This is a genomic window from Streptosporangium sp. NPDC005286 (genome assembly GCF_040607515.1).
GTDB lineage: Bacteria > Actinomycetota > Actinomycetes > Streptosporangiales > Streptosporangiaceae > Streptosporangium.
In genome coordinates, this window is record NZ_JBEXGU010000037.1 from 28,707 (window position 1) to 53,164 (window position 24,458).

General features: G+C 70.2%; 23 protein-coding genes and 1 riboswitch. Of the genes, 12 read left to right on the top strand and 11 right to left on the bottom strand.

Translation table 11 applies throughout. The annotated features are described in order from the left end of the window. The first annotated feature begins 217 nt into the window (after nucleotides 1–217). From ABZU75_RS16300 to ABZU75_RS16315, 4 genes are all read left to right on the top strand, one after another. Entirely contained in the window at nucleotides 218–814 is a 597-nt protein-coding gene (locus ABZU75_RS16300) for a metal-dependent phosphohydrolase (protein ID WP_355554645.1), read from the top strand. Between the two features lie 86 nt (nucleotides 815–900). Beyond that, nucleotides 901–1,701 (top strand): DeoR/GlpR family DNA-binding transcription regulator, encoded by an 801-nt coding sequence (locus ABZU75_RS16305; RefSeq protein ID WP_355554647.1) that lies wholly within the window; start codon nucleotides 901–903, stop codon nucleotides 1,699–1,701. Continuing rightward, on the top strand, nucleotides 1,698–2,777 hold the full coding sequence (galT, locus tag ABZU75_RS16310) for a galactose-1-phosphate uridylyltransferase (RefSeq protein ID WP_355554649.1): 1,080 nt from the start codon (nucleotides 1,698–1,700) through the stop codon (nucleotides 2,775–2,777). The genes ABZU75_RS16305 and galT overlap by 4 nt, the downstream gene beginning before the upstream one ends. Before the next feature lie 72 nt (nucleotides 2,778–2,849). Continuing rightward, nucleotides 2,850–2,986, top strand: a riboswitch (cyclic di-AMP (ydaO/yuaA leader). Between the two features lie 54 nt (nucleotides 2,987–3,040). Next, nucleotides 3,041–3,964, top strand: coding sequence for a hypothetical protein (locus ABZU75_RS16315; RefSeq protein WP_355554651.1), 924 nt, complete (start codon nucleotides 3,041–3,043; stop codon nucleotides 3,962–3,964). A gap of 111 nt (nucleotides 3,965–4,075) precedes the next feature. On the opposite strand, the gene ABZU75_RS16320 is transcribed toward ABZU75_RS16315, so the two are convergent. The 3 genes from ABZU75_RS16320 to ABZU75_RS16330 are packed head-to-tail and all read right to left on the bottom strand — an operon-like array spanning nucleotide 4,076 to nucleotide 8,121. Next, nucleotides 4,076–4,582, bottom strand: a complete 507-nt coding sequence (locus tag ABZU75_RS16320; RefSeq protein ID WP_355554653.1) for a response regulator transcription factor — start codon at nucleotides 4,580–4,582, stop codon at nucleotides 4,076–4,078. Between the two features lie 52 nt (nucleotides 4,583–4,634). Continuing rightward, nucleotides 4,635–5,681, bottom strand: coding sequence for a LacI family DNA-binding transcriptional regulator (locus ABZU75_RS16325; protein WP_355554655.1), 1,047 nt, complete (start codon nucleotides 5,679–5,681; stop codon nucleotides 4,635–4,637). Next, nucleotides 5,665–8,121 carry a glycoside hydrolase family 3 N-terminal domain-containing protein gene (locus ABZU75_RS16330; RefSeq protein ID WP_355554657.1) on the bottom strand — a complete coding sequence of 819 codons (2,457 nt, stop codon included), beginning with the start codon at nucleotides 8,119–8,121 and terminating at the stop codon, nucleotides 5,665–5,667. Before ABZU75_RS16330 ends, ABZU75_RS16325 begins: the two co-directional genes overlap by 17 nt. A gap of 356 nt (nucleotides 8,122–8,477) precedes the next feature. Between ABZU75_RS16330 and ABZU75_RS16335 the strand changes: the two genes are divergently transcribed. The 3 genes from ABZU75_RS16335 (at nucleotide 8,478) to ABZU75_RS16345 (ending at nucleotide 11,640) form a co-directional block, all read left to right on the top strand. After that, the gene (locus ABZU75_RS16335) at nucleotides 8,478–9,815 is read left to right on the top strand and encodes an extracellular solute-binding protein (protein ID WP_350929704.1); all 1,338 of its coding nucleotides are present in this window, start codon (nucleotides 8,478–8,480) and stop codon (nucleotides 9,813–9,815) included. 83 nt (nucleotides 9,816–9,898) lie between these two features. After that, a complete protein-coding gene (locus tag ABZU75_RS16340; RefSeq protein WP_355554659.1) occupies nucleotides 9,899–10,738 on the top strand; it encodes a sugar ABC transporter permease in 840 nt (279 codons plus the stop codon). A 2-nt stretch (nucleotides 10,739–10,740) separates the two neighbouring features. Next, nucleotides 10,741–11,640: a carbohydrate ABC transporter permease gene (locus ABZU75_RS16345; protein WP_355554661.1), complete on the top strand. Its 900-nt coding sequence runs from the start codon at nucleotides 10,741–10,743 to the stop codon at nucleotides 11,638–11,640. Between the two features lie 71 nt (nucleotides 11,641–11,711). Here ABZU75_RS16345 and ABZU75_RS16350 read toward each other — a convergent pair whose 3' ends face one another. The 4 genes from ABZU75_RS16350 to ABZU75_RS16365 form a co-directional block, all read right to left on the bottom strand. Continuing rightward, entirely contained in the window at nucleotides 11,712–12,269 is a 558-nt protein-coding gene (locus tag ABZU75_RS16350) for an OmpA family protein (RefSeq protein WP_355554663.1), read from the bottom strand. Beyond that, nucleotides 12,253–12,894, bottom strand: a complete 642-nt coding sequence (locus ABZU75_RS16355; protein WP_355554665.1) for a hypothetical protein — start codon at nucleotides 12,892–12,894, stop codon at nucleotides 12,253–12,255. The genes ABZU75_RS16350 and ABZU75_RS16355 overlap by 17 nt, the downstream gene beginning before the upstream one ends. 80 nt (nucleotides 12,895–12,974) lie before the next feature. Next, nucleotides 12,975–15,785 (bottom strand): BTAD domain-containing putative transcriptional regulator, encoded by a 2,811-nt coding sequence (locus ABZU75_RS16360; RefSeq protein ID WP_355554667.1) that lies wholly within the window; start codon nucleotides 15,783–15,785, stop codon nucleotides 12,975–12,977. Between the two features lie 3 nt (nucleotides 15,786–15,788). After that, entirely contained in the window at nucleotides 15,789–17,309 is a 1,521-nt protein-coding gene (locus ABZU75_RS16365) for a protein kinase (protein WP_355554669.1), read from the bottom strand. A 150-nt stretch (nucleotides 17,310–17,459) separates the two neighbouring features. Here ABZU75_RS16365 and ABZU75_RS16370 point away from each other — a divergent pair, with 150 nt between their 5' ends. Beyond that, nucleotides 17,460–17,966: a DinB family protein gene (locus ABZU75_RS16370; RefSeq protein ID WP_355554671.1), complete on the top strand. Its 507-nt coding sequence runs from the start codon at nucleotides 17,460–17,462 to the stop codon at nucleotides 17,964–17,966. A gap of 41 nt (nucleotides 17,967–18,007) precedes the next feature. Here the strand turns inward: ABZU75_RS16370 and ABZU75_RS16375 are convergent, their stop codons facing one another. Together ABZU75_RS16375 and ABZU75_RS16380 are read right to left on the bottom strand one after the other, a co-directional pair. After that, complete coding sequence (locus tag ABZU75_RS16375) at nucleotides 18,008–18,529, bottom strand: MarR family winged helix-turn-helix transcriptional regulator (protein WP_355554673.1); 522 nt, start codon at nucleotides 18,527–18,529, stop codon at nucleotides 18,008–18,010. 52 nt (nucleotides 18,530–18,581) lie between these two features. Then, nucleotides 18,582–19,889, bottom strand: a complete 1,308-nt coding sequence (locus ABZU75_RS16380) for a site-2 protease family protein (RefSeq protein WP_355554675.1) — start codon at nucleotides 19,887–19,889, stop codon at nucleotides 18,582–18,584. Between the two features lie 200 nt (nucleotides 19,890–20,089). Between ABZU75_RS16380 and ABZU75_RS16385 the strand changes: the two genes are divergently transcribed. Beyond that, the gene (locus ABZU75_RS16385) at nucleotides 20,090–20,683 is read left to right on the top strand and encodes a response regulator transcription factor (protein ID WP_355554677.1); all 594 of its coding nucleotides are present in this window, start codon (nucleotides 20,090–20,092) and stop codon (nucleotides 20,681–20,683) included. Nucleotides 20,684–20,696: 13 nt separating this feature from the next. On the opposite strand, the gene ABZU75_RS16390 is transcribed toward ABZU75_RS16385, so the two are convergent. Further along, a complete protein-coding gene (locus ABZU75_RS16390) occupies nucleotides 20,697–21,812 on the bottom strand; it encodes a PP2C family protein-serine/threonine phosphatase (RefSeq protein ID WP_350929715.1) in 1,116 nt (371 codons plus the stop codon). 118 nt (nucleotides 21,813–21,930) lie between these two features. Here ABZU75_RS16390 and ABZU75_RS16395 point away from each other — a divergent pair, with 118 nt between their 5' ends. Together ABZU75_RS16395 and ABZU75_RS16400 are read left to right on the top strand one after the other, a co-directional pair. Further along, nucleotides 21,931–23,160: a GNAT family N-acetyltransferase gene (locus tag ABZU75_RS16395; protein WP_355554679.1), complete on the top strand. Its 1,230-nt coding sequence runs from the start codon at nucleotides 21,931–21,933 to the stop codon at nucleotides 23,158–23,160. 79 nt (nucleotides 23,161–23,239) lie between these two features. Continuing rightward, nucleotides 23,240–23,386, top strand: coding sequence for a hypothetical protein (locus ABZU75_RS16400; RefSeq protein WP_350964245.1), 147 nt, complete (start codon nucleotides 23,240–23,242; stop codon nucleotides 23,384–23,386). 3 nt (nucleotides 23,387–23,389) lie between these two features. Here ABZU75_RS16400 and ABZU75_RS16405 read toward each other — a convergent pair whose 3' ends face one another. Then, entirely contained in the window at nucleotides 23,390–23,857 is a 468-nt protein-coding gene (locus ABZU75_RS16405; RefSeq protein WP_350929718.1) for a ribose-5-phosphate isomerase, read from the bottom strand. Nucleotides 23,858–23,954: 97 nt separating this feature from the next. Here ABZU75_RS16405 and def point away from each other — a divergent pair, with 97 nt between their 5' ends. Next, entirely contained in the window at nucleotides 23,955–24,443 is a 489-nt protein-coding gene (gene def, locus ABZU75_RS16410) for a peptide deformylase (RefSeq protein WP_350929719.1), read from the top strand. The last annotated feature ends 15 nt before the right edge of the window (nucleotides 24,444–24,458 follow it).

The window sequence follows — 24,458 nt, forward strand, 5'->3', positions numbered from 1 at the left end:
CGAGTGCCGGTCTCCGTGATTCCGGACCCGTGATTCCGGACCCGTACGGGACTCGATGCCACCGGTTCAGACCTTCACGTTCCTCCTGCGACGCCCGGCGCACAAGGCCCGAACCGCGATCCGCCCCGCTCCGGTGGGTGCGTTGCCCCAACCTTGACGATCAGCGCCTCCCGCACCTGAGGATCCTCCCCTCCGGCCAGGTTCTAGGCTCGCCCTCATGCGCGAGAAGCTGATGGCCCGCTGGCTGTCCCTGTCCGGCCCCGAGGCCGAACCCCTCGGCCGTGAACTGATCACCCGGTACGACGAGCCGCACCGCAGGTATCACACCACCACCCACCTGGAGGCCGTGCTCGCCCACATCGACACCCTGGCCTCTCATGCCGAGCACCCGGACCTGGTACGGCTGGCGGCCTGGTTCCACGACGCCGTCTACGACCCGCGGCGCGGCGACAACGAGGAGCGGAGCGCCATCCTGGCCGAGCGCGCGCTGCCGGAGATGGGGCTCTCCCCCGAGGCGGTGGCCACGGTCGCCCGGCTGGTCAGGCTGACCGTCACGCACGCCCCCGCACCGGGCGACGCGGACGGGGCCGTGCTGTCCGACGCGGACCTGGCGATCCTGGGCGCGTCGCCGAAGGTCTACGCCGCCTACGCGACCGCCGTGCGCGAGGAGTACGCCTTCGTGCCCGACGACGCTTTCAGGTCCGGCAGGGCCGCGGTGCTGCGCTCGCTGCTCGACCTTGCGGCGATCTTCCACATCGCCGATCTGGAGGAGGCGGCGCGGGCGAACATCATGGCGGAGCTTGAGCGGCTGTGAGCAGGTGACCACCATAATTCAACAGTATTTCCCGGTACCCGCCGTGGTATTTTGGTGGAATCTGGTGAATTAAAGGGAGTGAGTCAATGCTCGCCCAGCAGCGGCAGCAGGCGATCCTGGAGAGGGTGCGGAGCAGGGGCGGGGTCAGGGTCGCCGATCTCGTCCGGGAGCTCGGCGTGTCCGACATGACGATCCGGCGCGACCTTGAGGTGCTCTCCGAGCGCGGGCTGGTGGAGAAGGTCCACGGTGGCGCCACCGCCACCGGGTCCGGCTCGACCGAGGAACCGGGCTTCGCCGCCAAGTCGGCGCGCCAGCAGGCGGAGAAGGAGACGATCGCCCAGCAGGCCGCCCGGCTCGTCCGGCCCGACACCGCCATCGCACTCTCCGCGGGAACCACGACCTGGACGCTCGCCCACCACGTGACCGACGTGCCCGAGCTGACCGTGATCACCAACTCGATCCGGATCGCCGACGTCTTCCACCGCTCCCCCAGGGCCGATCGCACGGTCGTGCTCACCGGCGGGGTCCGCACCCCCTCCGACGCGCTGGTCGGCCCGGTCGCGGTCACGGCGATCCGGGGACTCCACGTCGACACCCTCTTCCTCGGCGTGCACGGGATGAGCGCCCGAGCCGGGTTCACCACGCCCAACCTGCTGGAGGCCGAGACCAACCGCGAGCTGGTCGCCTCCGCGCACCGCCTGGTGGTGCTCGCCGACCACACCAAGTGGGGCACGGTCGGCATCAGCACGATCGCCGAGCTGGCCCAGGCCCACATCGTGGTCACCGACTCCGGCCTGGCCGAGGAGGCCCGCGAGGAGCTCGCCGCCTCGGTGGGAGAGCTGATCATCACAGAGCCACAGCAGGAGAGCGAGAGCGTCGGCCGATGAAGCGTACGATCACCCACCTGGCCGACGGCCGGGAGCTGTTCTACTTCGACCGCCGCGACGACACCGACCGCGGAGCGGTCGACAGCCGCGACCTGCCGCCCCGCCCCGCCGCCTCCGAGTTGCGTTACGACCCGCTGACCGAGGAGTGGATCGCGGTGGCCGGACACCGCCAGGGCCGCACCTTCCTGCCCCCGGCCAGCGAGTGCCCGCTCTGCCCTTCCACCTCCGGCAACCTCACCGAGATCCCCTCCGCGGCCTACGACGTGGCGGTCTTCGAGAACAGGTTCCCCTCGTTCTCCACCTATCTGGGCGACTATCAGCAGGTTGGCGGGTTGAGTGAGGTCCGCCCCGGGATCGGCCGCTGTGAGGTGGTCTGTTTCACCGCCGAGCACGACTCCTCATTCGCGATGCTCCCCCCCGAGCAGGTGGAGCTGGTCATGGAGGCCTGGATCGACCGTACGGCGGAGTTGTCGGCGATGCCGGGCGTGGAGCAGGTGTTCTGTTTCGAGAACCGGGGAGCAGAGATCGGCATCACCCTGGCCCACCCGCACGGCCAGATCTACGCGTACCCCTACGTGACCCCGCGCACCAAGCTGACCCTCGGGGCGGCCGGGCGCCACCGGGAGCGGACCGGCGGCAACCTGTTCGCCGACGTGCTCGCCGCGGAGCGGGAGGCCGGGGTCCGGGTGGTGGCCTCGAACGAGCACTGGACGGCGTTCGTCCCGGCCGCGGCGCGCTGGCCGGTGGAGGTTCACCTCTACCCCCACCGGCAGGTCCCCGACCTGGTCGGACTGGAGCCCGCGGAGCGCGCGGCGTTCGGACCGCTCTACACCGACGTGCTCCGCCGCCTCGACGGGCTGTTCGGCGTGCCGATGCCCTACATCGCGGCCTGGCACCAGGCGCCGGTCAACACCGGTCGCGACCTGTCGTACGCGCACATGGAGCTGTTCAGCATCCGCCGCGCGCCGAACAAGCTGAAATATCTCGCCGGCTCCGAGTCGGCCATGGGTGCCTTCGTGAACGACGTACTGCCCGAGGAGGCAGCACACCTTCTGCGCTCTGTTGTCACGAACTAATCACCAATTGGTCTCGTCTTGAAGTCGCGTGACCCTGTGTTTACCACTACTATCCTTCCCACATCGGCTGCAACAGCCGATATGCCTAATCCCAGGCGCATCGCCCGGGAGCCGGGGAACCACCGCACCTGGGGTGAAACCACTTCGGTGGAAGGGCGTTCTCCAGCCCGAACCCGTCAGCTAACCCGGTAGGCGGAAGGAGAGGAGAGTTCGTGGCGGCCCCGTCCCCCACGTTCCGTCGGCATGCGGCTCTGGCCCTTTGTTTGAGCCTGGTCGCCACGTTCACCCTCGGTGCCCCCACCGCGGGAAGCGCGGAACCCAAGCCGACCGAGGCCAAACTCCGCGCCGAGCTGGCCAAGCTCGGCAAGAAGGTCGACGGGCTGATCGAAGCATACGCGGCCAAGCGCGAGTCCCTCAAGAAGGCACAGAAGGCCGAGGCCGTCGCCAAGCAGAACCTGGCCAGGGCCTCCGACCTCTACGCCAGGGCGGAAAAGCAGGTCGACTCCATAGTCCAGCTCCGCTACCAGAGCAGCATCGGAGGGCTGCCCGCGCTGCTGTTCGCCGACGACATGGGTGGAGCAGCGGTGATGGAGCAGCTCACCGCCCAGCAGAGCGCGCACCTGCAGGGCTTCGCCGAGAGCTTCGAACGCAGGAAGAGGGCGACCGAGACGGCCGCCAGGCTCACCGACGAAATCGGTGAGGAGGCCAAGGAGATGCAGACCCAGCGTGACGAGGTCGAAGATCTGATCAAGGACATCAAGAACAGGCTCGACCAGCTCGCCCCCGTCGGCTCCGGGCGCCGCGCCGACGGCAGCTGGGCCCCGCAACTCCCCACCGGCGCCGACAACATCACCGACCGGACCCGGATCATGCGTGAGGCCGTCAAGAGACGCTTCAACCTCCCGTACGCCGTCGGTTGCTACCGGTCCGCGAACGACGGCGGCGAGCACCCCCTCGGCCGCGCCTGCGACTTCATGATGAGCACCGGCGGCACGATGCCCTCAGCCGCCAACCTCCGGCTCGGCGACGAGATCGCCGCCTGGGCCATCAAGAACAAGTCCAAGCTCGGAGTGAAGTACGTGATCTGGCGCCAGCGCATCAACCACGGCTCCGGCTGGAGAACCATGTCCAACCGCGGCGGCATCACCGCCAACCACTACGACCACCCGCACATCTCGATGTACTAGAAGGGATGCATACACGAGCTGAAATGATGTTCGTGTCGGTAGGTGATCACGCAGAGGCAGGCCGCCGGTTCGGGAAGGCCTGACCGCGGCTGGGGCCGGCGAGCTTGGTGATCATTGCGGCGACGGGTTGACGAGCCTGCCTTCGTAGGCGGCGATGACGAGCTGAGCCCGGTCCCGGGCGTGCAGTTTGGCCAGGAGTCGGCCGATATGGGTCTTGACCGTGCCGACGGTGAGGTGCAGGTGCTCGGCGATCTCGGAGTTGGACATTCCCCTGCCGATGAGGGTGAGCACCTCGCGCTCGCGCTGGGTGATGTCGTCGAGGTCTCGCGCGGCCGAGGCGGGGTGGGGGCGTCGCAGGAATTCGGCGATGAGCCGACGGGTGACGGTGGGCGCGAGCAGCGCTTCGCCGGCGGCGACGACTTTGATGGCGGCCAGGAGCTCGGTCGCCGTGGCGTGCTTGAGGAGGAAGCCGCTCGCACCTGCCCGTAGCGACGCGTAGACGTATTCGTCCTGATCGAACGTGGTGAGGATCAGTACGCGGATGCCGGCGTCGGCCGGGTCGGCACAGATACGCCGTGTCGCCTCGATGCCGTCCATGTCCGGCATCTTCACGTCCATGAGGACGGCGAGACGGGCACGCGCCACCCTCCGGTGGGCGGTCGTAAGCGGGTCAGTTGCGGCCGGTGGAGCCCTCGGGTGGGGCGGGGGCGGTGGAACCGCGTACCACCAGTTCGGTGGCGAGTTCGACGTGGTGGGAGTCGACTCGTTCGCCTGCCGCCAGGCGCAGGGCCGTGCGTACGGCGACGCCGCCCATCTCTCGCAGCGGCTGGCGTACGGTGGTCAGCGGGGGCGAGGCCATACAGGCGACCTGGGTGTCGTCGAAGCCGACGATGCTGAGATCCTCGGGCACGCGCAACCCTCGCGCCCTGGCCGCCTCCAGCACGCCGAGCGCGATGTCGTCGCAGCCGGTGAAGATGGCAGTGGGGACCTCAGGCAGGTCGAACAGGGCCGCGCCGCCCGTCACACCCTCCTGGTAGCGGAAGTGCCCCGCCCGTACGTAACCCGGAGGAACCGAAGCGCCTGCGGCCTCCATGGCGGCGCGGTAGCCGTGTAGCCGGGCCTGGTTGCAGGCGGCGGTGGCCGGGCCGCCGAGGTAGGCGATGCGCCGATGTCCGAGCGTGAGCAGGTGCTGCGTCGCGGCCAGGCCCCCGGCGAAGTTCGTCGAGCCGACGCTGGTGACCCCCCTGGTCTGCGGCAGGTTCAGCGGGTCGATCACGACCAGTGGCAACCGCACGCGGGACAGGGCGGCGAGCTGCCCGGCGGTCAACTCGCTGGTGATGGCGATCAGGGCCCGCCGTCCGGCCGTGACCAGGCCGCGCGCCCAGGCTCCGGCGCGGTCGGCGTTCGTCCGGATGCTCACCACGATCGCCGCGTCGACCTCGGCCCCGGCCTGCACAGCGCCCTGGACGATCTCGGTCGAGTACGCGTTGAGATCGGCGTCCAGCTCCACTTCGATCGTGTCCAGCACGGCCGCGTCGCCCCGGCGGCGCTGCGGCGGCGCGACGTAGTCGTGCTGCTCCAGCAACGACTCCACGAGGGAGCGGGTCACCGGGGAGACGTCACCTCGGCCGTTGAGCACCTTCGACACGGTCGCGACCGACACGCCCGCCGAGGCCGCGACCGTGGCCAGCGTGGCCCGTTTAGGACTGGCCGGCATCTGTTCCTCCCTGCTGTGTGGCGGAAGAGCCCGGTCTCGGTTCCACATCCACGCGGGTGACCAGCCGGCGGCCCAGGCCGACGTGACGCAGCGGACCGGTCAATCGTATGTGGCCCCGGCAGGGCAGGTCGGACGCCGACGTGCCCACGAGCACCTCAAGGTCCCCCGGTTCGACGATACGCCGCAGGTCGCGCCCGGTGAACGCGGTCCGGTCGGCGGGCACGGTGAAGGTCGCCAGGGCGCTCGCGCCGGGCTCCAGCCGGACCCGGGCGAACCCGGTGAGCTGCCGCACCGGTCGGGTGACCTGGGCGACCACATCGTACAGGAAGAGCTGGACGACCTCCTCTCCCGCCCGGCCCCCGGTGTTGCGTACCCGCACCGACACGGTGAACTCGCCGTCGGTGGGCACCTCGGCGTCGCTGATCCGCAGGTCGTCGATCTCGAAGGTGGTGTACGAGGCGCCGTGCCCGAACGGGAACAGCGGGGTCGGGTCGAGATTGCTGATGCCGTGGCTGTTGGAGCCCAGCGGCGGCTGCAGGTAGGTGCCCGGCTGCCCGCCCGGGCCGCGTGGGATCTGCACCGGCAGCTTTCCGCTGGGCTGCACCCTGCCGGACAGGACCCCGGCGACGGCCGCCCCGCCCTCCTCGCCGGGCATGAACGCCTGGACGAGCGCGGCGGCCGTCCCGGACACCCGGCCCAGCGCGTATGGACGGCCCGAGACGACGACCACCACGACCGGCGTGCCGGTGGCGGCCAGCTCGGCCAGCAGGTCCTCCTGCACGCCGGGCAGCCGCAGGTCTTCGGCGTCGCAGCCTTCGCCCGACGTACCCAGCCCGAACATCCCCGCCAGGTCGCCGACGACGGCCACGCACACGTCGGACTCACGGGCCGCCTGGAGCGCGGCGACGAAGCCGGAGCGGTCGTCGCCCCGCACGTCGCAGCCTGGCTCGTGGATCAGCTCGGCATCGGGCAGCTCGGCCCGCAGCGCGTCGAGCAGGCTGGGTGCGGCCACGCCGAGCCCGAGCCCCGGATGACGGGGCAGCACGTGGTTGGGGAAGGCGTAGCAGCCCATGAACGTGTGCGGGTCGTCGGCGCAGGGGCCGACCACGGCCACCCGGCGCGGCCCCGGACGCCCCTCGCCGAGCAACGGCAGCGCGGTGCCCGCGTCGAGCAGCACGATCGACCGCTCGGCCAGTTCCCGGGCCAGTGCCCGGTTGGCCGGCGAGTCCAGGTCCACGGCCCGTGCCCCGGCCACCGACTTCTCCGGCGTCCAGTCCGGGTCCAGCAGTCCGAGCTGCACCTTCTGCGTGAGCAGGCGCCGGGCGGCCCGATCGACCAGGGACTCCGGCAGCTCGCCCCGCCGCACCCGCCCGGCGAGGTGCTGGCCGAAGCCGAGCGTGTCGGGCAGCTCGACGTCGATGCCCGCGGTCAGCGCCTGCACCCCGGCCTCGTCGGTGTCCGCGGCGACCTGGTGCGTCGTCGCGAGGAACGGGATCGCCCAGTAGTCCGACACCACCGTCCCGGTGAACCCCCACTCGTCGCGCAGCAGGTCGGTCAGCAGCCACGAGTCGGCCGCGGCGGGAACGCCGTCCACGTCGGAGTACGAGTTCATGACCGAACGCGCGCCGCCCTCGACGATGGCGGTCTCGAACGTCGGCAGGATCATGTCCATCAGCTCGCGCCGGCCCATCGGCACCGGGCCGTGGTTGCGGGCCGCCCGGGAGGCGGAGTAGCCGGCGAAGTGCTTGAGCGTGGCGATGATCCCGGCGCTCTCGAGGCCGCGCACGTAGGCCGCGCCGAGCATCGCGACGAGGTACGGATCTTCACCCATGGTCTCCTCGACCCGGCCCCAGCGGTAGTCGCGCACCACGTCCAGCACCGGCGACAGGCCCTGGTGGACGCCCACGGCGCGCATGTCCCGCCCGATGGCGGCGGCCATCCGCTCTACCAGGTCCGGGTCGAACGTCGCGCCCCAGGCGATGGCCGCCGGGTAGACGGTCGCGCCGTAAGTGGTGAAACCGGTCAGGCACTCCTCGTGGACCAGCGCCGGGATGCCGAGCCGGGAATGCTTCACCACCTCGGACTGCAGCCGTACCACCTCCGCGGCGCCCTCCGCCGCGGTCACCGGAGCACTGCCGAACACCCGCGTCAGGTGGCCGAGCCCGTGGCGGATCGCCTCCTCGAAGGGCACCCTCCCAGAGGCCGCGAAGACGTCCTGCATCGGGGCCACGTTCGCCGGGCCTTCGGCCTCCCCCTCGGGCTCCCCGCCCTGGTCGGCCTGCATGTCGTTGCCGAGCCACCGGCTGCCGAGCTGGCCGATCTTCTCCTCCAGGGTCATCTCCTCAAGGAGGGCGTCGACCCGGTCGGCCACGGGGAGTGCCGGGTCCTGCCACGGACGGAGGATCCGGCCCGCCGCGGAGGCCCCATCTAGCGCCGTCATCTGCTCTCTCCTCAAGAAAAACTCATCCGGACAACTTTCCGAAACTTTTCGGTGTGTTGCGGTAGCCCTGCTCGAATCCTGGCGCACCTCAGATGACCAGGAAAAGCCCCAGATGAGAGTACATTACATACCTTACATACGAAGCTCATGCCGATATGAGGCCACCCCTTGACAGGCAAGTAGCGGAAATCTAAATTTGCGTGCCACGCGGCCTGTTTCGGAAATGTTTCGACATGCTGGGCTCAAGAAGAGCGGATGCCTGGCAGCGGAGGTGCTGATCCACGACCGACGACCACCGCCACTGATGTTTCACACGGAGCCGCGCCCAGCTCGGCATTCGACATACGGAGATCAGCGTGGAGTCAACGACACCATCTCGCCGCACCTTCCTCACCCTCTCCATGGGCATCCCCCTGGGAGCCGCGCTGGCGGCCTGTGGCACTTCCGGCCCCACAGCGGCGGGCGGAGGCGGAGGCGGTGGGACCAAGGCCACTTACTGGTACTTGGCGGTCCAGCCACAGGAGGGCGTGCGCACCCGGGCCGTGGAGCGGTTCAACAAGGCCAACCCCAACGGGCAGATCACCGGGACGATCCTCCAGAACGACGCGTACAAGACGAAGATCAAGACGGCGATCGGGGCGGGCCAGGCCCCCACCATCATCTGGGGTTGGGGCGGCGGGACCCTGCGCACGTACGTGCAGGCCGGCCAGGTGGAGGACCTCACCTCGTGGTTCGACCAGAACGCCGCCGTGAAGGACCGGCTGTTCCCCTCCTCCTTCGGGGCGGCCACGATCGACGGCAAGATCTACGCGATGCCGTGCGAGACCATGCAGCCCATCGTCCTGTACTACAACAAGAAAATCTTCGACCAGGTCGGCGTGCAGCCGCCGGAGTCGTGGGGCGACATCATGGCCCTGGTCCCCAAGTTCAACGCCGCCGGCATCGCCCCGTTCTCCCTTGGAGGCCAGTCCCGCTGGACGAACATGATGTGGCTGGAGTTCCTCTTCGACCGCATCGGCGGCCCCGAGGTGTTCCAAGCCGTGTTCGACGGCAAGAAGGACGCCTGGTCCCACCCCGCCGCCCTCGACGCCCTGACCAAGCTGCAGGACCTCGTCAAGGCGGACGGGTTCATCAAGGGCTTCTCCTCGATCACGGCCGACTCCAACGCCGACCAGGCCCTGCTGTACACCGGCAAGGCCGCGATGATGCTGCACGGCGGCTGGACGTACGGCAGCATGTCGACCGACGGCGGTGACTTCGTCTCCGGCGGCCACCTCGGCTACATGAACTTCCCGCCGGTCGAGGGCGGCAAGGGCGACCCCAGCAACACCGTCGGCAACCCGGGCCAATACCTGTCGATCTCGTCCAACGCGACCGCCGAGCAGAAGGAGATCGCCAAGAAGTTCTTCGCCACCGCCGTGCTCAGTGACGAGGAGGTCAAGGAGTGGGCCGGCACGGGCGCGGTGCCGATCGTCAACGGCGCCGACAGCGCGTTCGCCACCGCCAAGGACGCGGACTTCCTGAAGTTCGTCTACGGCATCGCCAGCAACGCCAAGTCGTTCGCCCAGTCCTGGGACCAGGCGCTCAGCCCCACCGCAGCCGAGGTGCTGCTGGACAACATCGCCAAGCTGTTCCAGCTGTCGATCACGCCGCAGCAGTTCGTGTCCAACATGAACGCGGTCATCGGCAGTTGAGCGCGTTCGCCACCCCCGTTCGGAGGGGGACGCCGCCGGCCGCCACGCGAGAGGCCCGAGGCGGCGTCCTCCCGTGGCTGGCCGTGCCGGCTCTGGCGGTGTTCGTCGCCTTCGGGGTAATTCCACTGGTCGGGGTCCTGTTCCTCAGCTTCACGTCCTGGGACGGGCTCGGCGACATCCAGATGTCCGGGCTCACCAGCTGGTGGGCCGTGCTCAGCGACCCCGGCCTCCTGCACGCGCTGTGGGTGACGTTGCTGGTGATGGCCGCCTCCTGGGCGGTTCAGACGCCGATCAGCATCCTGATCGGGGTGTTCCTGGCCGGGCACCAGCGCTATCGCGCGCTGCTGGCCGTGCTGTACTTCATCCCACTGCTGCTCAGCTCGGCCGCCGTCGCCATCGCCTACAAGGCGCTGCTCGATCCGAACTTCGGGCTCGGTGCCGGGCTGCACATCGGGCTGCTCGCACAGGACTGGCTCGGCGAGCCCTTCCTCGCCTTCAGCGTCGTGATCTTCGTGGTGTCGTGGCAGTTCATCCCCTTCCACTCGCTGATCTACCAGGGCGGCGTACGGCAGATCCCGCGCTCCATGTACGAGGCCGCCGAACTGGACGGCGCGGGCCGCGTCCGCAAGTTCTTCAGCATCACGCTGCCGCAGCTCAAGTACACGATCATCACGTCCTCCACCCTCATGGTCGTCGGGTCCCTGACCTTCTTCGACCTGATCTTCGTGCTGACCGCGGGCGGTCCTGGCGACGCCACCCGGGTGCTCGCCCTGGACATGTACAAGCGCGGGTTCCAGGCCAACCTCATGGGACCGGCCAGTGCCATCGCCGTCATCCTCGTCCTCGTGGGCCTGGCCCTGGCGTTGCTCCTGCGCCGGCTCGGCGGCGGCGACGCAGGAGCCAGCCAGATGGAAGGGGCCTGACCATGGGCTTGACCCACACGACCGGGCTCAAGCGGACCCCGGCGGCCGAAACGGAACCGCGCCGGCGCCGACCGCGTCCAGGCGGCGAACGCCCCAACTGGCTGGGCGGGGCCGCGGGCTGGCTGTGGCTGGCGATCGTGATCGTGCCGATCTACTGGATCCTCATCACCAGCTTCAAGGCACAGAGCACCTACTACGCCACCAATCCGCTGGCGCCGCCTACCGAGCCGACCCTCAGCAACTACAAGATGGTCATCGAGTCCGACTTCCCGCTGTACTTCCTCAACAGCCTCATCGTGACCGTCGGCGCGGTCGTCCCGGCGGTCACGGTCGCGTTCATGGCGGCGTACGCGATCGTCCGGGGCGGCGCCCACCGCTTCCTGCGCGGGGTGAACTCGCTCTTTCTCATGGGGCTGGCCATCCCGCTGCAGGCGACCATCATCCCGATCTACCTGATCATCATCCGGCTGCGCCTCTACGACTCGCTGGCGGCGCTGATCCTCCCGTCCATCGCCTTCGCGATCCCGCTGTCGGTGCTGGTCTTGGCCAACTTCATCCGTGACGTGCCCAAAGAGCTGTTCGAGTCGATGCGGCTGGACGGCGCGGGCGAGATGACGACGCTCTGGCGCCTGGCCCTACCGCTCACCCTGCCGGCCGTGGTGACGGTGACGATCTACAACGCGCTGACGATCTGGAACGGATTCCTGCTGCCGCTGATCCTCACCCAGAGCCCCGACAAGCGCACGCTGCCGCTCGCGCTGTGGACCTTCCAGGGACAGTACAGCGTGAACGTGCCCGCCGTACTCGCCTCCGTCGTGCTGACCACGCTCCCCCTCCTGATCCTGTACGTGGTCGGCCGCCGTCAGCTGCTCAGCGGCCTGACGGCCGGTTTCAGCAAGTGACCTTTCCCGGGCGGTACGTGGCTTATGACGGATCGGATCTCGACGCACCGATGCGCCGGACAGGGCTCGGATCACCGCTTGGCGTCGAAGACGATCTCCACCCGCCGGTTCTTCGCCTGGTTCTCCTTCACCGGCCGTCCCTGGACGGCGTTGGGCACTCTGGGCCGTCTCTCGCCGAAGCCCACGGCCTGAAAGGTCACGCCTGACAGCTGCTGCGCAAGGACCTGCCGCACGGCCCGCGCCCGCCGCAGGGACAGCTCGTCGTTGTAGGCGTCGCTCCCCTGGTCGTCGGTGTGCCCCTCGATCCTGACCACCCCTCCCGCGGAGTCGGCCTGGATCCGCTCGGCGACCCGCCGCAGCCGCTGTTGCGCCTGCGGCGTCAGCGCGGCCCTGTCAAGCGCGAACAGCACGTCGCTGGTGAGCGCCACGGTGACCTGATCACCCTGCTTGGACTCGCTCTCGGCGCCGTCGAGCGACTCCACCTCGGCGATGACGTCCTCGACGGGGGCGACGATGTCCTCCACCCCGGCCACGGCGTCCTCCGGATCCGCCCACGCGACCGCGGCCGGGCCCGCCACCAGGGTGAGCGCGAGCGTGAGGACCGCGAGACGCTCAGGAGATCGGGACATCGGTGAACACGCCCAGCACCTTGAGGTCCACATTGATCTTCGTGACGTCCGGCGGCGGGGCGGCGAACGTGGCGTGCAGCGGCAGCACCTCGCCCGGCTCGGTGAACACGTCGTAGTCGGAGCACAGGCACTTGGCCCTGGGGTACTTGCCCGTGCGCGCGACGGTGTACCGCTTGCCGTTGACCGGGTCGACCAGGCTGATCCCCGCCACGGTCAGGCCGAGGCCACCGGGGGTGTCCCCCATGTCGCTGCTCATCTGCCAGCGCTCGTCGCCCTTGTTGGTGACCGTCCAGGTCAGCGTGGAGAGCCGGCCCTGCCGCTTGAGGCCGGTGATCTGCACGGTCAGGTCGGCACCACCGGCTTTGACCTCCCTATCGGCGATCACCTCGCCCTGCTCGGCGGGCGCGGCCTTCTGCTCGGTGGCCCCAGCGGCTTCGGAAGGCTCGGCGGACCCGGAAGGCTCTGCGGAGTCAGCGGAGTCAGCGGAGTCGACGGGCTCGGTGGAGCCGGTGGCCTGCTTCTCCTCGCCGCCGCCACCGCGCTGCTGCCCGGGAAGCACCCCGCAACCGGCCAGCACGATCGCCAGCACGGACGCGGCCACCGCCGGCGTGATTCCTCTTCTCAACGCGTCCCACCTCTAGTAGCCGTCATGGATCGAATCGAACCCGACCGTAGGCAAGACACCTTCAGGATCCGCATAGTGCGCTAAAGGCGCAGGCCGCGGCGGCGCCGTACCTCGCCGGCGAGTTCTTCTGCCCCGGCGAGGCCATGCCGGTCACCGAGAACGTCAAACTCTCCCATAGAGCTTGTTATCGCACTAACTGCACCATCTATCTCATCAAGGTCCAAAAGGGCTGCGGCCAGGGTCAGCAGCGCCTGCGCGGCCCCCCTGCGGTCCGCGTGCTCGCGGAACGTACCGAGCGCCTCCTCCGCGGCCCCGCGGGCGACGTCGGGCCGGCCCTCCGCCATGGCCACCCTGGCCAGGATCACCAGTCCCGCGGCCTCGGGCAGCCGATCCCCCAGCCGCCTGAGCAGACCGAGACCGCGTTCGGCCCGCTCACGCGCCTCGATGGGGCGCCGCTGGTCCAGATGGAGCCCGGCGAGGTCGAGCGAGACGGCCGCCTCGCCGCGCGGATCACCCAGCTCGCGATAGGCCGCGAGGCTCCTGACGAGCAGGTCCTCCGCACGCCGCAACCCGCCGAGGGCGCGCAACGCATCGGCCCTGCCGCGCTGGTCGCCCGCGGCCGAGAACGCGGTCAGGCAGGCCACAAAACACGCCTCCGCCTCCTGCGGCCGCCCCCTGGCAAGGTGGACCAGGCCGAGCCGGTGCCGGGTACGTGCCACCTCTCCCGCCTCCGCCAGCGAAAGCGCCCGCTGGAGGGCCTCGGCCGCCGCCACCAGGTGGCCCCGCACCCGGTGCAGATCTGCCGTGGACCGCAACAGCAGCGCCTCGCCGTGGCGGTGGCCCATCCGCCTCGCGGCCCGCAGGCCGATCTCCGCGGCCATGTGCCAGTCCTCGTGGTGCGCGCCGAGCTCGAAGAAGGGCGTCAGGTAGAAGGCCAGCCGCCAGGCCGCCTCGTCCAGGCCGGCCCGCTGGAAGTCGGCGACCGCCGCGACCAGGAACCCCCGCTCGGCGGCCAGCCAGCGGGCCGACTCCCTGAACCGCGTGGTCGCAAGGGCCATGACCTGCTCCGCCGTATGGGCCAGGGTCTGGCCCGAGCCCGGCTCCGCGGGCAGGAGCAGTGCCCTGGCCCGCCGGGTGCGGTCAAGGATCTCCCGTCCGGCCACGGCGAGGACCTGCCCGGGCTCGCCCTCCTCCTCGTCCAGGCGCTCGGCGGCATAAAGCCTGGTCAGATCGTGCCAGCCGTATCTCTCCTGGCCGGTCGCGTCGAGCCCGCGCACCTGCAGCAGGCCCGCCTCGGCCAGCGCCTCCAGCAACCGATCGGCGGGCGCGCCGAGGACCGCCGAGGCCGCCCACGGGGCGAAGTCGGGCGCGGACAGCGCACCGAGGCGGCGCAGCAGCAGGCGTTCCCGATCCGAGAGCGCGTGGTAGCCGAGCGCCAGGCTGCTCCGTACGGCCAGATCGCCCGCGCTGAGCTCGTCGAGGCGGCCGCGCTCGTCCTCAAGTCGTCCCGCCAGGTGCTTCAGTGTCCAGTCCGGCCGCCGCGCCAGCCTGGACCCGGCGATCCTGAGCGCCAGCGGCAGCCCGCCGCACAGCGCCGCGATCCGCGCCGCCGCCTGCGGCTCGGCCCGCACGCGCTGCTCGCCCACCACCCTGGCCAGCATCGCCACGGACTCGCCGGGATCGAACACGTCTAGCTCGCAGGCGCGCGCCGCCTCCAGGCCGAGCAACGGCGAGCGGCTGGTCACCAGCGTCAGGCAGCCGGGCCCGGTGGGCAGCAGCGGGCGCACCTGTGCCTCGTCGACCGCGTCGTCCAGCACCACCAGCAGCCGCCGCCCGCTCACCATGCTGCGGTAGAGACGGGCCCGCTCGGCCGGCTCGATGGGCACGGCCCCCTGCGGGCAGCCGAGCGAGCGCAGCAGGTCCTCCAGCACCGCGCCCGGCGTCCTGGCCCTGAGCGAGGCGTAAAGCCGTCCGTCGGGGAATTCGAGCGCGGTGGCCGCGTGGATCGCCATCGCGGACTTGCCCGCTCCCGCCGGGCCGTGCAGCACCAGGTGGACGGGCGCGCTACCGGCCGTGGGCACCGCCCCGCGGATCCAGTCCAGCACGCGCTCTCGCCCGGCGAAATCGACGACGTCCGGCGGCATCTCGTTCGGCACGGCTCTCGGAGACGCGTCCTTGGCCAGTACCCGCTCGTGCGCCTCCCGCAGCTCGGCACCGGGTTCCAGGCCGAGCTCGTCGACCAGCAGCCGCCGCGCCTCCTGGTAGGCGCCCAGCGCCTCCGGCCTGCGTCCCGCCTGGTTGAGCGCCAGCATGAGCTGCCCCCATGCCCGCTCCCGCAGCGGGTACGCGGCCACGAGCGCGCGCAGCTCCCCGGTCAGCTCCGCACCGCGGCCGAGCGCCAGGTCCAGCTCGACGCGCTCTTCGAGCGCGGTGAGCCGCAACTCCTCCAGTGGTACGGCATAGGCCAGCCGCAGCGGCCCCGAGTCGATGCCGGCCAGCGCGGGTCCCCGCCAGAGCGCCAGGGCGGCGCGCAGCTCGTCGGCCGCCTCGGCGATCCTGCCCGCGTCCCTGGCCCGCCTGCCGGCGCTCACCAGGCGCTCGAACCTGTGCGCGTCCACCTGGTCGGGGTCGACGTCGAGGAGATAGCCTCCGGGCACGGTCCGGATCCCGTCCACCACCTTGCGCAGCGCGCTCACGTACACCCGCAGCACCGGCTCGGCCGAAGCCGGCGGCTCCTCGCCCCACACCTCGGCGATCAACCGGTCGACGGTCAGCACCCGCCCTCGCCGCAGCAGCAGCGCGGCCAGCAGCGCCCGGTGCTTGGCGGGTCCGGGCGTGAGGTCACGGTCGCCGTCAAGGACCCGCAGCGGTCCCAGCACGCCGAACCGCACCGCTCAGCCCTTCGCCGGGCGAAGCTCGAACGAGCGGAACCTGACCTGGACGGGCTCGGCCGTGTCCGGCGCCGCGTAGACGCCGGTGTCCCCCGGGCCGTAGGGGTTCCGCGTGTCGGCGGCCTCGCTCACCAGTTCATCGTTGAGCCACATGCTCAGGGCGACCCGGTCCCCCCGCTGCTCGCACTGGGCGACGATCCGGTTGTCGGCTGACTTCTTCACCCGTACGGGCCCGTGCAGGACCGTGCTCTGCCCGCCGTGCCGTTTGGTGATCGAGGCGCTGCCCGAACCGGTGACCGCGAAGTCGTAGCGGTCACCGGTACTCGCGTCGCCGTGGCACCAGACGCCGAACTCCCCCGAGCCCCGCTCCAGCCGGATCCTGGAGCTGACCACGATGCCCTCGGCGGGCTCGGCGGAGAAGGGCGCCGACTTCCACAGCCGCCAGCCGGGGTTCGCGGTCAGCAGGTAGGACCCACCGTCCTGCTCGGCCCTGCCACCGTCGGACACGCCGACGGCCCAGGATTCGGCGAAGTCCGCGTGGTAGGGCAGCGCCGGTGTGCCGAGGCCGGCGTAGGCGGTCCATCCGCCTGCCAGGAGCGCCACGAGCGCGATGGCGCCCGCGATCCACGGCCACCGCCGGGTGCCCCTTCCGGGCCGTGTCTCTGCGGTGACCGGTCCCTCGGATGCGCCCGGCGCACCGGTGACGGCCCAGGCACGCTCGACCACCTGGCTTGCCGCCGCCGGGGTCGGCCGGCCGCCGATCAGCTCGTCCAGCAACTGCTGGGCGCTCGGCCGCCGCGCGGGATCCCTGGCCATGGCCCGCTCGACGACGGCGCGCATGCGTTCGTCGAGGCCGTCGAGATTCGGCCCCTCGTTGAGGATCCGGTAGAGGACCTCCGGCGGCGGACCGCCGCCGAACGGCAACCGTCCCGTGCCGGCGAACGCGATCATCCCGCCCCACGCGTAGACGTCGATCGCGGGCGTCAGCGGCTCGCCGCGCACCTGCTCGGGGGCCATGAAGGCGGGCGTACCCATGATCGTCTGGCTGGTCAGGCTCTGGTGGTCGACGAGCTGGGCGATACCGAAGTCGATCACGCGCGGGCCGAGCGGCGACAGCAGCACGTTCGACGGCTTGAGATCGCGATGGATCACCCCCGCCCCGTGGATGGCGTGCAGCGCCGTGGCGATCCCGACCGCGAGCGCCTCCAGGTTGGCGCCGGTCAGCGGCCCCTGCTCGCGTACGGCCTGCGCCAGGTCGGGTCCCCTCACGTACTCCGTGACGAGGTAGGCGGAACCTTCCTCGATCCCGGCGTCGAGCACGGGAGCGGTGCAGAACCTGGCCACGCTGCGCGCCGCCGTGACCTCGCGGTCGAAGCGCCGCCGGAAGGCCGGGTCACCGGCCAGCTCCGGGTGAATCACCTTCACCGCGGCCAGGCCACCGGTCGGGGTGCTGGCGAGGTGCACCACGCCCATACCGCCCCGGCCCAGCTCACGCCTGAGCTCGTATCCCCCGATCGCCTTCACCGGAGTCACCTTACGATTAAACGATTACATCCGGGACAAGCCCTCCCCTTCGTCACGACTCGTCGCCGGCACCTTCGCGGACCCGGTGTGCGCCCGCCGGGCTGCGAAAAACTCATGACAACGGCCACCTACGGCGAAAGGATCGGGCCCATGACCGACACACGCGTTGACACCCCCTTCATCGCCGACGAGCGCACCATGCTGTGCTCCTGGCTGGACTGGCACCGGGAGACCCTGGCGGTGAAATGCGCCGGGCTGTCGGACGAGCAGCTTCGCCTGCGCTCCGCCGAGCCGTCCACGCTCTCCCTGCTGGGTCTGGTCCGCCACATGACCGAGGTCGAGCGCAACTGGTTCCGCAACGTCCTCAACGGTGAGGGCATCGGCCCGTTCTACTATTCCGACGACGATCCCGACGGCGACTTCGACACCCTGGAGACGACCACGACGGAGCAGGCCTTCGCCCGCTGGCGGGAGGAGATCGCCCACTCTCGCGAGGTGTCCGCCGGGCTCCCCATCGACACCGTGGGCAAGACGCAACGCCACGGCCATGACGTGTCGTTGCGCTGGATCCTCGTCCACATGATCGAGGAGTACGCCCGGCACAACGGCCACGCCGACATCATCCGCGAGCGGATCGACGGGGTCGCCGGGGAGTAGGCAGGGCCTGCCGGAAACCAGGCGGACCGGCAGCGGGCGGCTCAGCTGGGGGCGGGGGTCTCCGCCAGCGTCTCGGCGATCAGCCGGTCGAGGTTGGCCGGGCTCGCCGGACGGGCGATGGCGGCATCGGCGAAACGGGCCAGGAGCCGGGCGAAGACCTCGCGGTCCTGCTCGTCCCAGTCGGCCATCAGGCCGTCCAGGTAGGTGCGCCGGTGGCGGACCACCACCTCCAGCACGCGGCGGCCCCGCTCGCTCAGCACGAGCCTGGCCCGCCTGGCGTCCACGGCCGACTCCTCGCGCTCCACGAGCCCCGCGCCGATCGCGTCGTTGACCAGCCTGCTGGCGGTGGAGGGATCGACGTCCAACTGCTCGGCCACGGCACCCACGGTCACCTCGGGCACGTCCAGACTCAGCTTGTGCACGGCGTGCACGACCATGACGTTCGACATGTGCACCGGCCGCTGCGGCTCTTCGGCCCTGCGCGCGCGCAGTGGCCGCGACCAGATCCGGCGGAGCCGAAACAGGGCCACATCGATCACCGCTCCGGGCGTCCCCTCGTTCACGGCGCCACCCTAACGCCTGCGGGGGGCGACGGGCGCCCCCGCCAGAAGACGGTCAGCCGGCCAGGCGGACCGGGTTGACCAGATCGGCGTACATCAGCAGGCCCGCCATGATGACCATCAGGAAGGCGATCGCGTACGTGAGCGGAAGCGCCTTGGCGATGTCGACGTGGCCGGGGGTGGGGCGGCGGGCGACGCGCGCGAAGCCGCGCTTGAGGCCCTCCCAGAGGCCACCGGCGACGTGGCCGCCGTCCAGCGGGAGCAGCGGGATCAGGTTGAACAGGCCGATCGCCAGGTTGAAGCCCGCCAGCAGGTTGATGAAGACGACGATCTTGTTCTCCAGCGGGATCGCGGAGGCGGCGATCTCACCGCCGATGCGGCTGACGCCGATGACGCCGATCGGGCCGTTCTTGTCACGCTCGTCACCGGAGAAGGCGGCGTTCCAGACGCCCACCATCTTCTCGGGAAACCTGAGCAGCGCGGAGGCGGTGGCCGAGGTGAGGTCCCACATGTGCTCGGTCACGGCGCCGAAGCTCTGCTGCTCTATGGCGATCTTCGGGCTGACCCCGAGGTATCCGACACCCTTTTCGATCTTTCCGGGCTCGTCGAGCGACTCGCGGTCCTGGGCGATGAGGGTGGCGTTGACGGTCAGCTCCTGCTCCCCGCGCCTGATACCGATCGCGATCGGCCCCGCGCCGTGGTCGCGAATGGCCCGCGTCGCGGCGTCCCAGCTCGCGGCGGGCCTGCCCGCCACGGCCACGATGACGTCCCCCGGCCTCAGCCCCGCCACGCTGGCCGGGCTGGGCCTGTCGGCCGCGGTGCACTCCTGGTTCTTGGCGTAGTCGGCCGCGGTCTTCACGCACTGCGGGATCGAGGCGATCTCGGTCTTCTGCACGGGGATGCCGAACCCCATGAGCACGACGCCGAACAGGATGAACGCCAGCACGAAGTTCATCGCCGGACCGCCGGACATGATGATGACCTTCTGCCACCAGGGCTTGCGGTAGAACACCCGGTTCTCGTCGCCCGGCTGCACGTCCTCCAGGGCCACGTCACGCGCGTTCTCGATCAGGCCCTGCCATGGCCCGGTGGAGACCGAGCGCACCTTGCCCGGGGCGTCGGTGGGCCGGGGCGGCAGCATGCCGATCATCCGGATGTAGCCGCCGAGCGGGAGCCACTTGATCCCGTACTCGGTCTCGCCCTTGCGGCGCGACCACATCGTCGGACCGAAACCGACCATGTACTGGGTGACCTTGACGCCGAACAGCTTGGCCGGCACCAGGTGGCCGATCTCGTGCAACCCGATCGACACCATCAGTCCCACCAGGAACACAACGACTCCGACCACGGAGAGCCAGCTCACAGGTTCATACTCCCATCGCGGTTTCACCGACAATGCCCCATAAGAGATTAGCCGAAGTATCCGGCCTTCACGGTCCCGTTCCTCATCGAGTCACGTGCGGGCACTTTGCCGATCGGCCACATTTCATTGACATTAAGCGATCACACAATCACTCTTTGATGATGGTGAGGACGAGAGATCGGAGCGTTTTGATCGGAATTTTGGTTGCCGAACACCTACCCCTGATACGGCGCGGGCTGGTGGCGTCGCTGGAGGGCGAGAGCGACATGCGGGTGGTGGCCGACGTGGCCGACGGCGAGGAGGTCGTCCCCGCCGTTCTGCGGCACGCGCCCGAGGCCGCGGTCATCGACCTCGACCTGCCGGGGGCCGACGGTTTCACCACCGCCCTCCGGCTGTACGAGGAGGCTCCCCGCTGCAGTGTCCTGCTGCTCTCCCGCGCCCCGAACCCGGGCCAGGTCCGCCGCGCCTTCGCCGCCCACGCGCTCGGTTTCATGAGCCTGGAGGCCGACCCCGGGCAGCTGGCCGACGGCGTCCGCCGGGTCGCGGCCGGCCGCCGCGCGGTCGACTCCGAACTCGCGGTGGCGGCCCTGAGGTCGGCGGACAACCCCCTGACCCGCCGGGAGCTCGACGTGCTCCGGCTGGTCGCGCGGGGCGCCAGGTCCGGTGAGGTCGCCGACCAGCTGTTCCTCTCCGTGGGAACGGTCCGCAACCACCTGTCACGGATCATGTGCAAGACCCAGGCCCGCAACCGTCTCGACGCCGTGCGCATCGCCGCCGACTCCGGTTGGCTCTGACGCCTCTCACACCTCAGGGGCGCCAGATGAGGATGAGGGCGCAGTCGTCGTTGTGCCCTGCCGACATGGAGGTGACCAGGTTACGGGCACCATCGCGGAACCCGGAGGGCACCAGACGCTCGGCCTCTCCCAGCAGGCGGTCGAGGCCCGCGTCGATGTCGCGCCCCGGCTGCTCGATCAGGCCGTCGGTGTAGAGCATGAGCGCGTCGCCCTTGCGGAGCATCCCCTGGTCCGCCTCGCAGTGCAGGTCGGGCACGACACCGAGGACGACGCCCTTGGCCGTGGAGACCCGCCACGTTCCCGCGCCCGACTCGTACTTGACCACCGGGGGATGACCGGCCGAGGTGATGACGTACTCGCCCGTCGCGAGGTTGAGCCGCAGGTGGACCGCGGTGACGAAGCCCTCGGCCTCGCGCTGGCGGTGCAGGTAGGTGTTGCAGGCGGGCAGGAAGTCGTCGACCGAGCCGAGCAGCCCGCCGAAGGTGCCCGACAGCAGCAGTGCCCGGGTGCCCGCGTCGACGCCCTTGCCCGACACGTCGACCAGGGCGAGCTCCATCGTGTCGCCCTCGCGGATGGAGACCAGGAAGTCACCGCCGAAGGAGGATCCTCCGGCCTGCTTGAGCACCACCTTGGAGCCCCACTCCTTGGGCAGCGAGGGCAGGTCGCTCTGGCTCTTGAGACGGTCGCGCAGTTCCAGCAGCATCGCGTCGCCGCGCAGGCCCTGCACGCCGAGCTTGCCCCGGGTACGGGCCATCAGCGCGGCCAGCACGGCGGTGAAACCGAAGGTGACCAGCAGGCCGGGGCCGATGTAGTCCACCCCTCGCACCACGGCCACGTAGATCAGCGAGGCCGCGACCGCGCACAGCAGCTTGACAAGGCTGTTCAGCCGGAGCTGAAGCCCGGCCACCAGGGTGATCGGGATCATGAGCGCCGGGGAGAACCACTCCATGGAGACCCGCGCGGCCAGCACACCGATCAACAGGGTCAGCAGGATCAGCGTGATGAGCAGGTTTCTGTCGCGCGCCAGAGGGCCCCGGCGCAGCAGACGCACGATGGGGACGAGAAGCGGGATGCGGACCAGGAACGCACGGAGCGCCGGGGGAAGCAGCGGCACCGGACGGGAACTCATGATGCGCCTGACTGTATCTGGCTATCCCCCATTTGGGCAGCCGACTTGACCAATGCCTTGATCACTAAGCGTGGATATTAGCTGGCCGGAACTGTTTGTCCCATCTACCGTGTGAAAAATGACTCTTAGCCTGCGTCCGATCACCGAAGCCGAGTGGTCAGGTTGGATGACCGTCGACGAGGAGGCGTTCGGCGCTCCCGTCCCCCCGCACCGGGCGGAGCTGTACAGAGGTGTCACCGAGTTCGACCGTTCGCTCGGGGTGTTCGACGGCGATCTGCTCGTGGGCACCACGGCGGTGTGCAGTTTCACCATGACCGTGCCCGGCGGCCCGATCCCGGTCGGCGGCATCACCGCCGTCGGCGTGCTGCCCTCCCATCGCCGCCGGGGAGTCCTCTCCTCGCTGATGACCCGCCAGCTGTCCGACCTGCACGAGCGGGGTGAGGCGGTCGCCGCGCTCTACGCCTCCGAGGCCGCGATCTACGGACGTTACGGCTACGGCAGGGCCGCGGACAGCCTGGTCTTCCGGATCCCCACGGCGAAGGCGGCCTTCACCCCGCACGCCCCCGTCGATCCGGGCCTGCGGCTGCGCGTCGTCAGGCCCGAGGACGCCAGGGCCACCTTCGAGAAGGTCTACGAGTCGGTGCTCGGCGAGCGTCCGGGACTGTACGCCCGCACGCCCGGGCGCTGGGACACGGCGTTGAGCGACCACGAGGCCGACCAGGGCGGCGCCGGACCGCTGCGCGCCGTGATCGTCGAGGACGACGCCGGTCCGCGGGGCTACGCGCTCTTCAGGATCAGGCAGAGCTGGACCGAGGATGACGTCCCCGACGGCGAACTGCAGATCAAGGAGCTGTTCGGTCTCGATCCCGCCGCCTACGCACTGCTCTGGCGGCACGTCCTGGACCGCGACCTGGTCTCGCACGTCACCGCCAGGAACCGTCCCTCGGACGACCCGCTGATCCACCTGCTGGCCGAACCTCGGATGCTCCACGCGCGCTGGCTGGACGAGCTGTGGATCCGCGTCGTGGACGTCGAGCGGGCCCTTCCGGCCCGCCGCTACTCCGCGCCCGTGGACGTGGTGATCGACGTCGAGGACGACGTCTGCCCGTGGAACGCGCGCCGCTGGCGGCTGACCGCCGACACCTCCGCCGCCCGCTGCGTGCCCTGCGACGATCCGGCCGACCTGGCACTGCCGGTCTCCGTGCTGGGCGCGGCCTACCTGGGCGGGCGCCCACTGGCGGCCCTGCTGGCGGCGGGGGTGGTACGCGAGTCGCGCGCGGGGGTCCTGCGGGAGCTGTCCACCGCGATGTCGTGGGGTCCCGCCCCCTGGGGCGGCATGATCTTCTGACCACGGCCGCCCAGCCCGCCGATCGGGCCGGGCCCGGAGTGGACCCGCCCGGACGGGCCGGGCGGGTTATGGTTGCGGCATGGCACTGCAGAGCTTGCAGATCAACGCGATCACCGCGATGCGGGCGCGAGATGTCTCGCGCCCGACACAGGAGCAGCAGGACAGCGCGGACCGCCGCCCGCTGCGCGACGAGGCGCCCCGCAAGGAGCCCACGCGCAGGCGGTGAGGACTACGGCAGCGGCGGGAGCTGGCCGATGGTCTCGTACGAGGTGAGCTGTGCGATCCGGCGGTTGTGGCGCTCGGCCCCGGAGTACGAGGTGTTGAGGAAGACCTCGACGAACCGGGTCGCCTCCTCCTCCGGGTGCATCCGCGCGCCGACGCTGACGACGTTGGCGTTGTTGTGCTCGCGGGCGAGCCTGGCGGTCTCCTCGCTCCAGGCCAGGGCGGCGCGGATGCCGCGTACCTTGTTGGCCGCGATCTGCTCGCCGTTGCCCGAACCACCGATGACGACCCCCAGGCTGCCCGGGTCGTCCACGACGCCCTGGGCCGCGCGCAGCACGAACGGCGGGTAGTCGTCCTCCGCGTCGTAGACGAAGGGACCGCAGTCCACGACATCGTGGCCGTGCTCCTTCAACCAGGAGACGATGTGGTTTTTGAGCTCATAGCCGGCATGGTCGGCACCGATGTAGACGCGCACCCACCCAGTTTCGCAGGTGTGCGCGGGCGGCTTTACCCGGCCCCGGCTAGAGTAATAGTCCCTATGCTCACCCAACCCTTACAAGAGAGAACTCCACATGCGTGACATCCGAGTGGTCGGTGACCCTGTCCTGCGCACGCCCGCCGAGCCGATCACCGAGTTCGACCGCGACCTGCGGCGCATGATCGACGAGATGTTCGACGTGATGTACGCCGCGCAGGGCGTCGGCCTGGCGGGCCCGCAGATCGGCGTGTCGAAAAGGATCTTCGTCTACGACTGCAGCAACCGCAAGGGGCACGTGATCAACCCTGAGCTGACCGTGGACGACGACTCCGAGGTCCTCGACGAGGAGGGCTGCCTGTCCGTTCCCAGCCGCGAGACCGGCACCCCGCTCTACGCCAGAACGCCCCGGGCCGCCGGCGTGACGGTAAGCGGCCTGGACCGGCTGGGGCGGCCGATCCGGCTCAGGGCCCGCGGCCTGCTGGCACGCTGCTTCCAGCACGAGACCGACCACCTCGACGGCATGCTCTACGTGGACCGGCTGGCCAAGGACGCCGCCAGGAAGGTCCTGCTCCAGGCGCCCTGATCCGGCGGGGCCGGC

Coding starts and splice junctions, on each gene's coding strand:
- ABZU75_RS16300 (WP_355554645.1), top strand. CDS start 218: ATGCGCGAGAAGCTGATGGCCCGCTGGCTGTCCCTGTCCGGCCCCGAG.
- ABZU75_RS16305 (WP_355554647.1), top strand. CDS start 901: ATGCTCGCCCAGCAGCGGCAGCAGGCGATCCTGGAGAGGGTGCGGAGC.
- galT (WP_355554649.1), top strand. CDS start 1,698: ATGAAGCGTACGATCACCCACCTGGCCGACGGCCGGGAGCTGTTCTAC.
- ABZU75_RS16320 (WP_355554653.1), bottom strand. CDS start 4,582: ATGGACGTGAAGATGCCGGACATGGACGGCATCGAGGCGACACGGCGT.
- ABZU75_RS16325 (WP_355554655.1), bottom strand. CDS start 5,681: ATGCCGGCCAGTCCTAAACGGGCCACGCTGGCCACGGTCGCGGCCTCG.
- ABZU75_RS16330 (WP_355554657.1), bottom strand. CDS start 8,121: ATGACGGCGCTAGATGGGGCCTCCGCGGCGGGCCGGATCCTCCGTCCG.
- ABZU75_RS16345 (WP_355554661.1), top strand. CDS start 10,741: ATGGGCTTGACCCACACGACCGGGCTCAAGCGGACCCCGGCGGCCGAA.
- ABZU75_RS16350 (WP_355554663.1), bottom strand. CDS start 12,269: ATGTCCCGATCTCCTGAGCGTCTCGCGGTCCTCACGCTCGCGCTCACC.
- ABZU75_RS16370 (WP_355554671.1), top strand. CDS start 17,460: ATGACCGACACACGCGTTGACACCCCCTTCATCGCCGACGAGCGCACC.
- ABZU75_RS16390 (WP_350929715.1), bottom strand. CDS start 21,812: ATGAGTTCCCGTCCGGTGCCGCTGCTTCCCCCGGCGCTCCGTGCGTTC.
- ABZU75_RS16395 (WP_355554679.1), top strand. CDS start 21,931: ATGACTCTTAGCCTGCGTCCGATCACCGAAGCCGAGTGGTCAGGTTGG.
- ABZU75_RS16400 (WP_350964245.1), top strand. CDS start 23,240: ATGGCACTGCAGAGCTTGCAGATCAACGCGATCACCGCGATGCGGGCG.
- def (WP_350929719.1), top strand. CDS start 23,955: ATGCGTGACATCCGAGTGGTCGGTGACCCTGTCCTGCGCACGCCCGCC.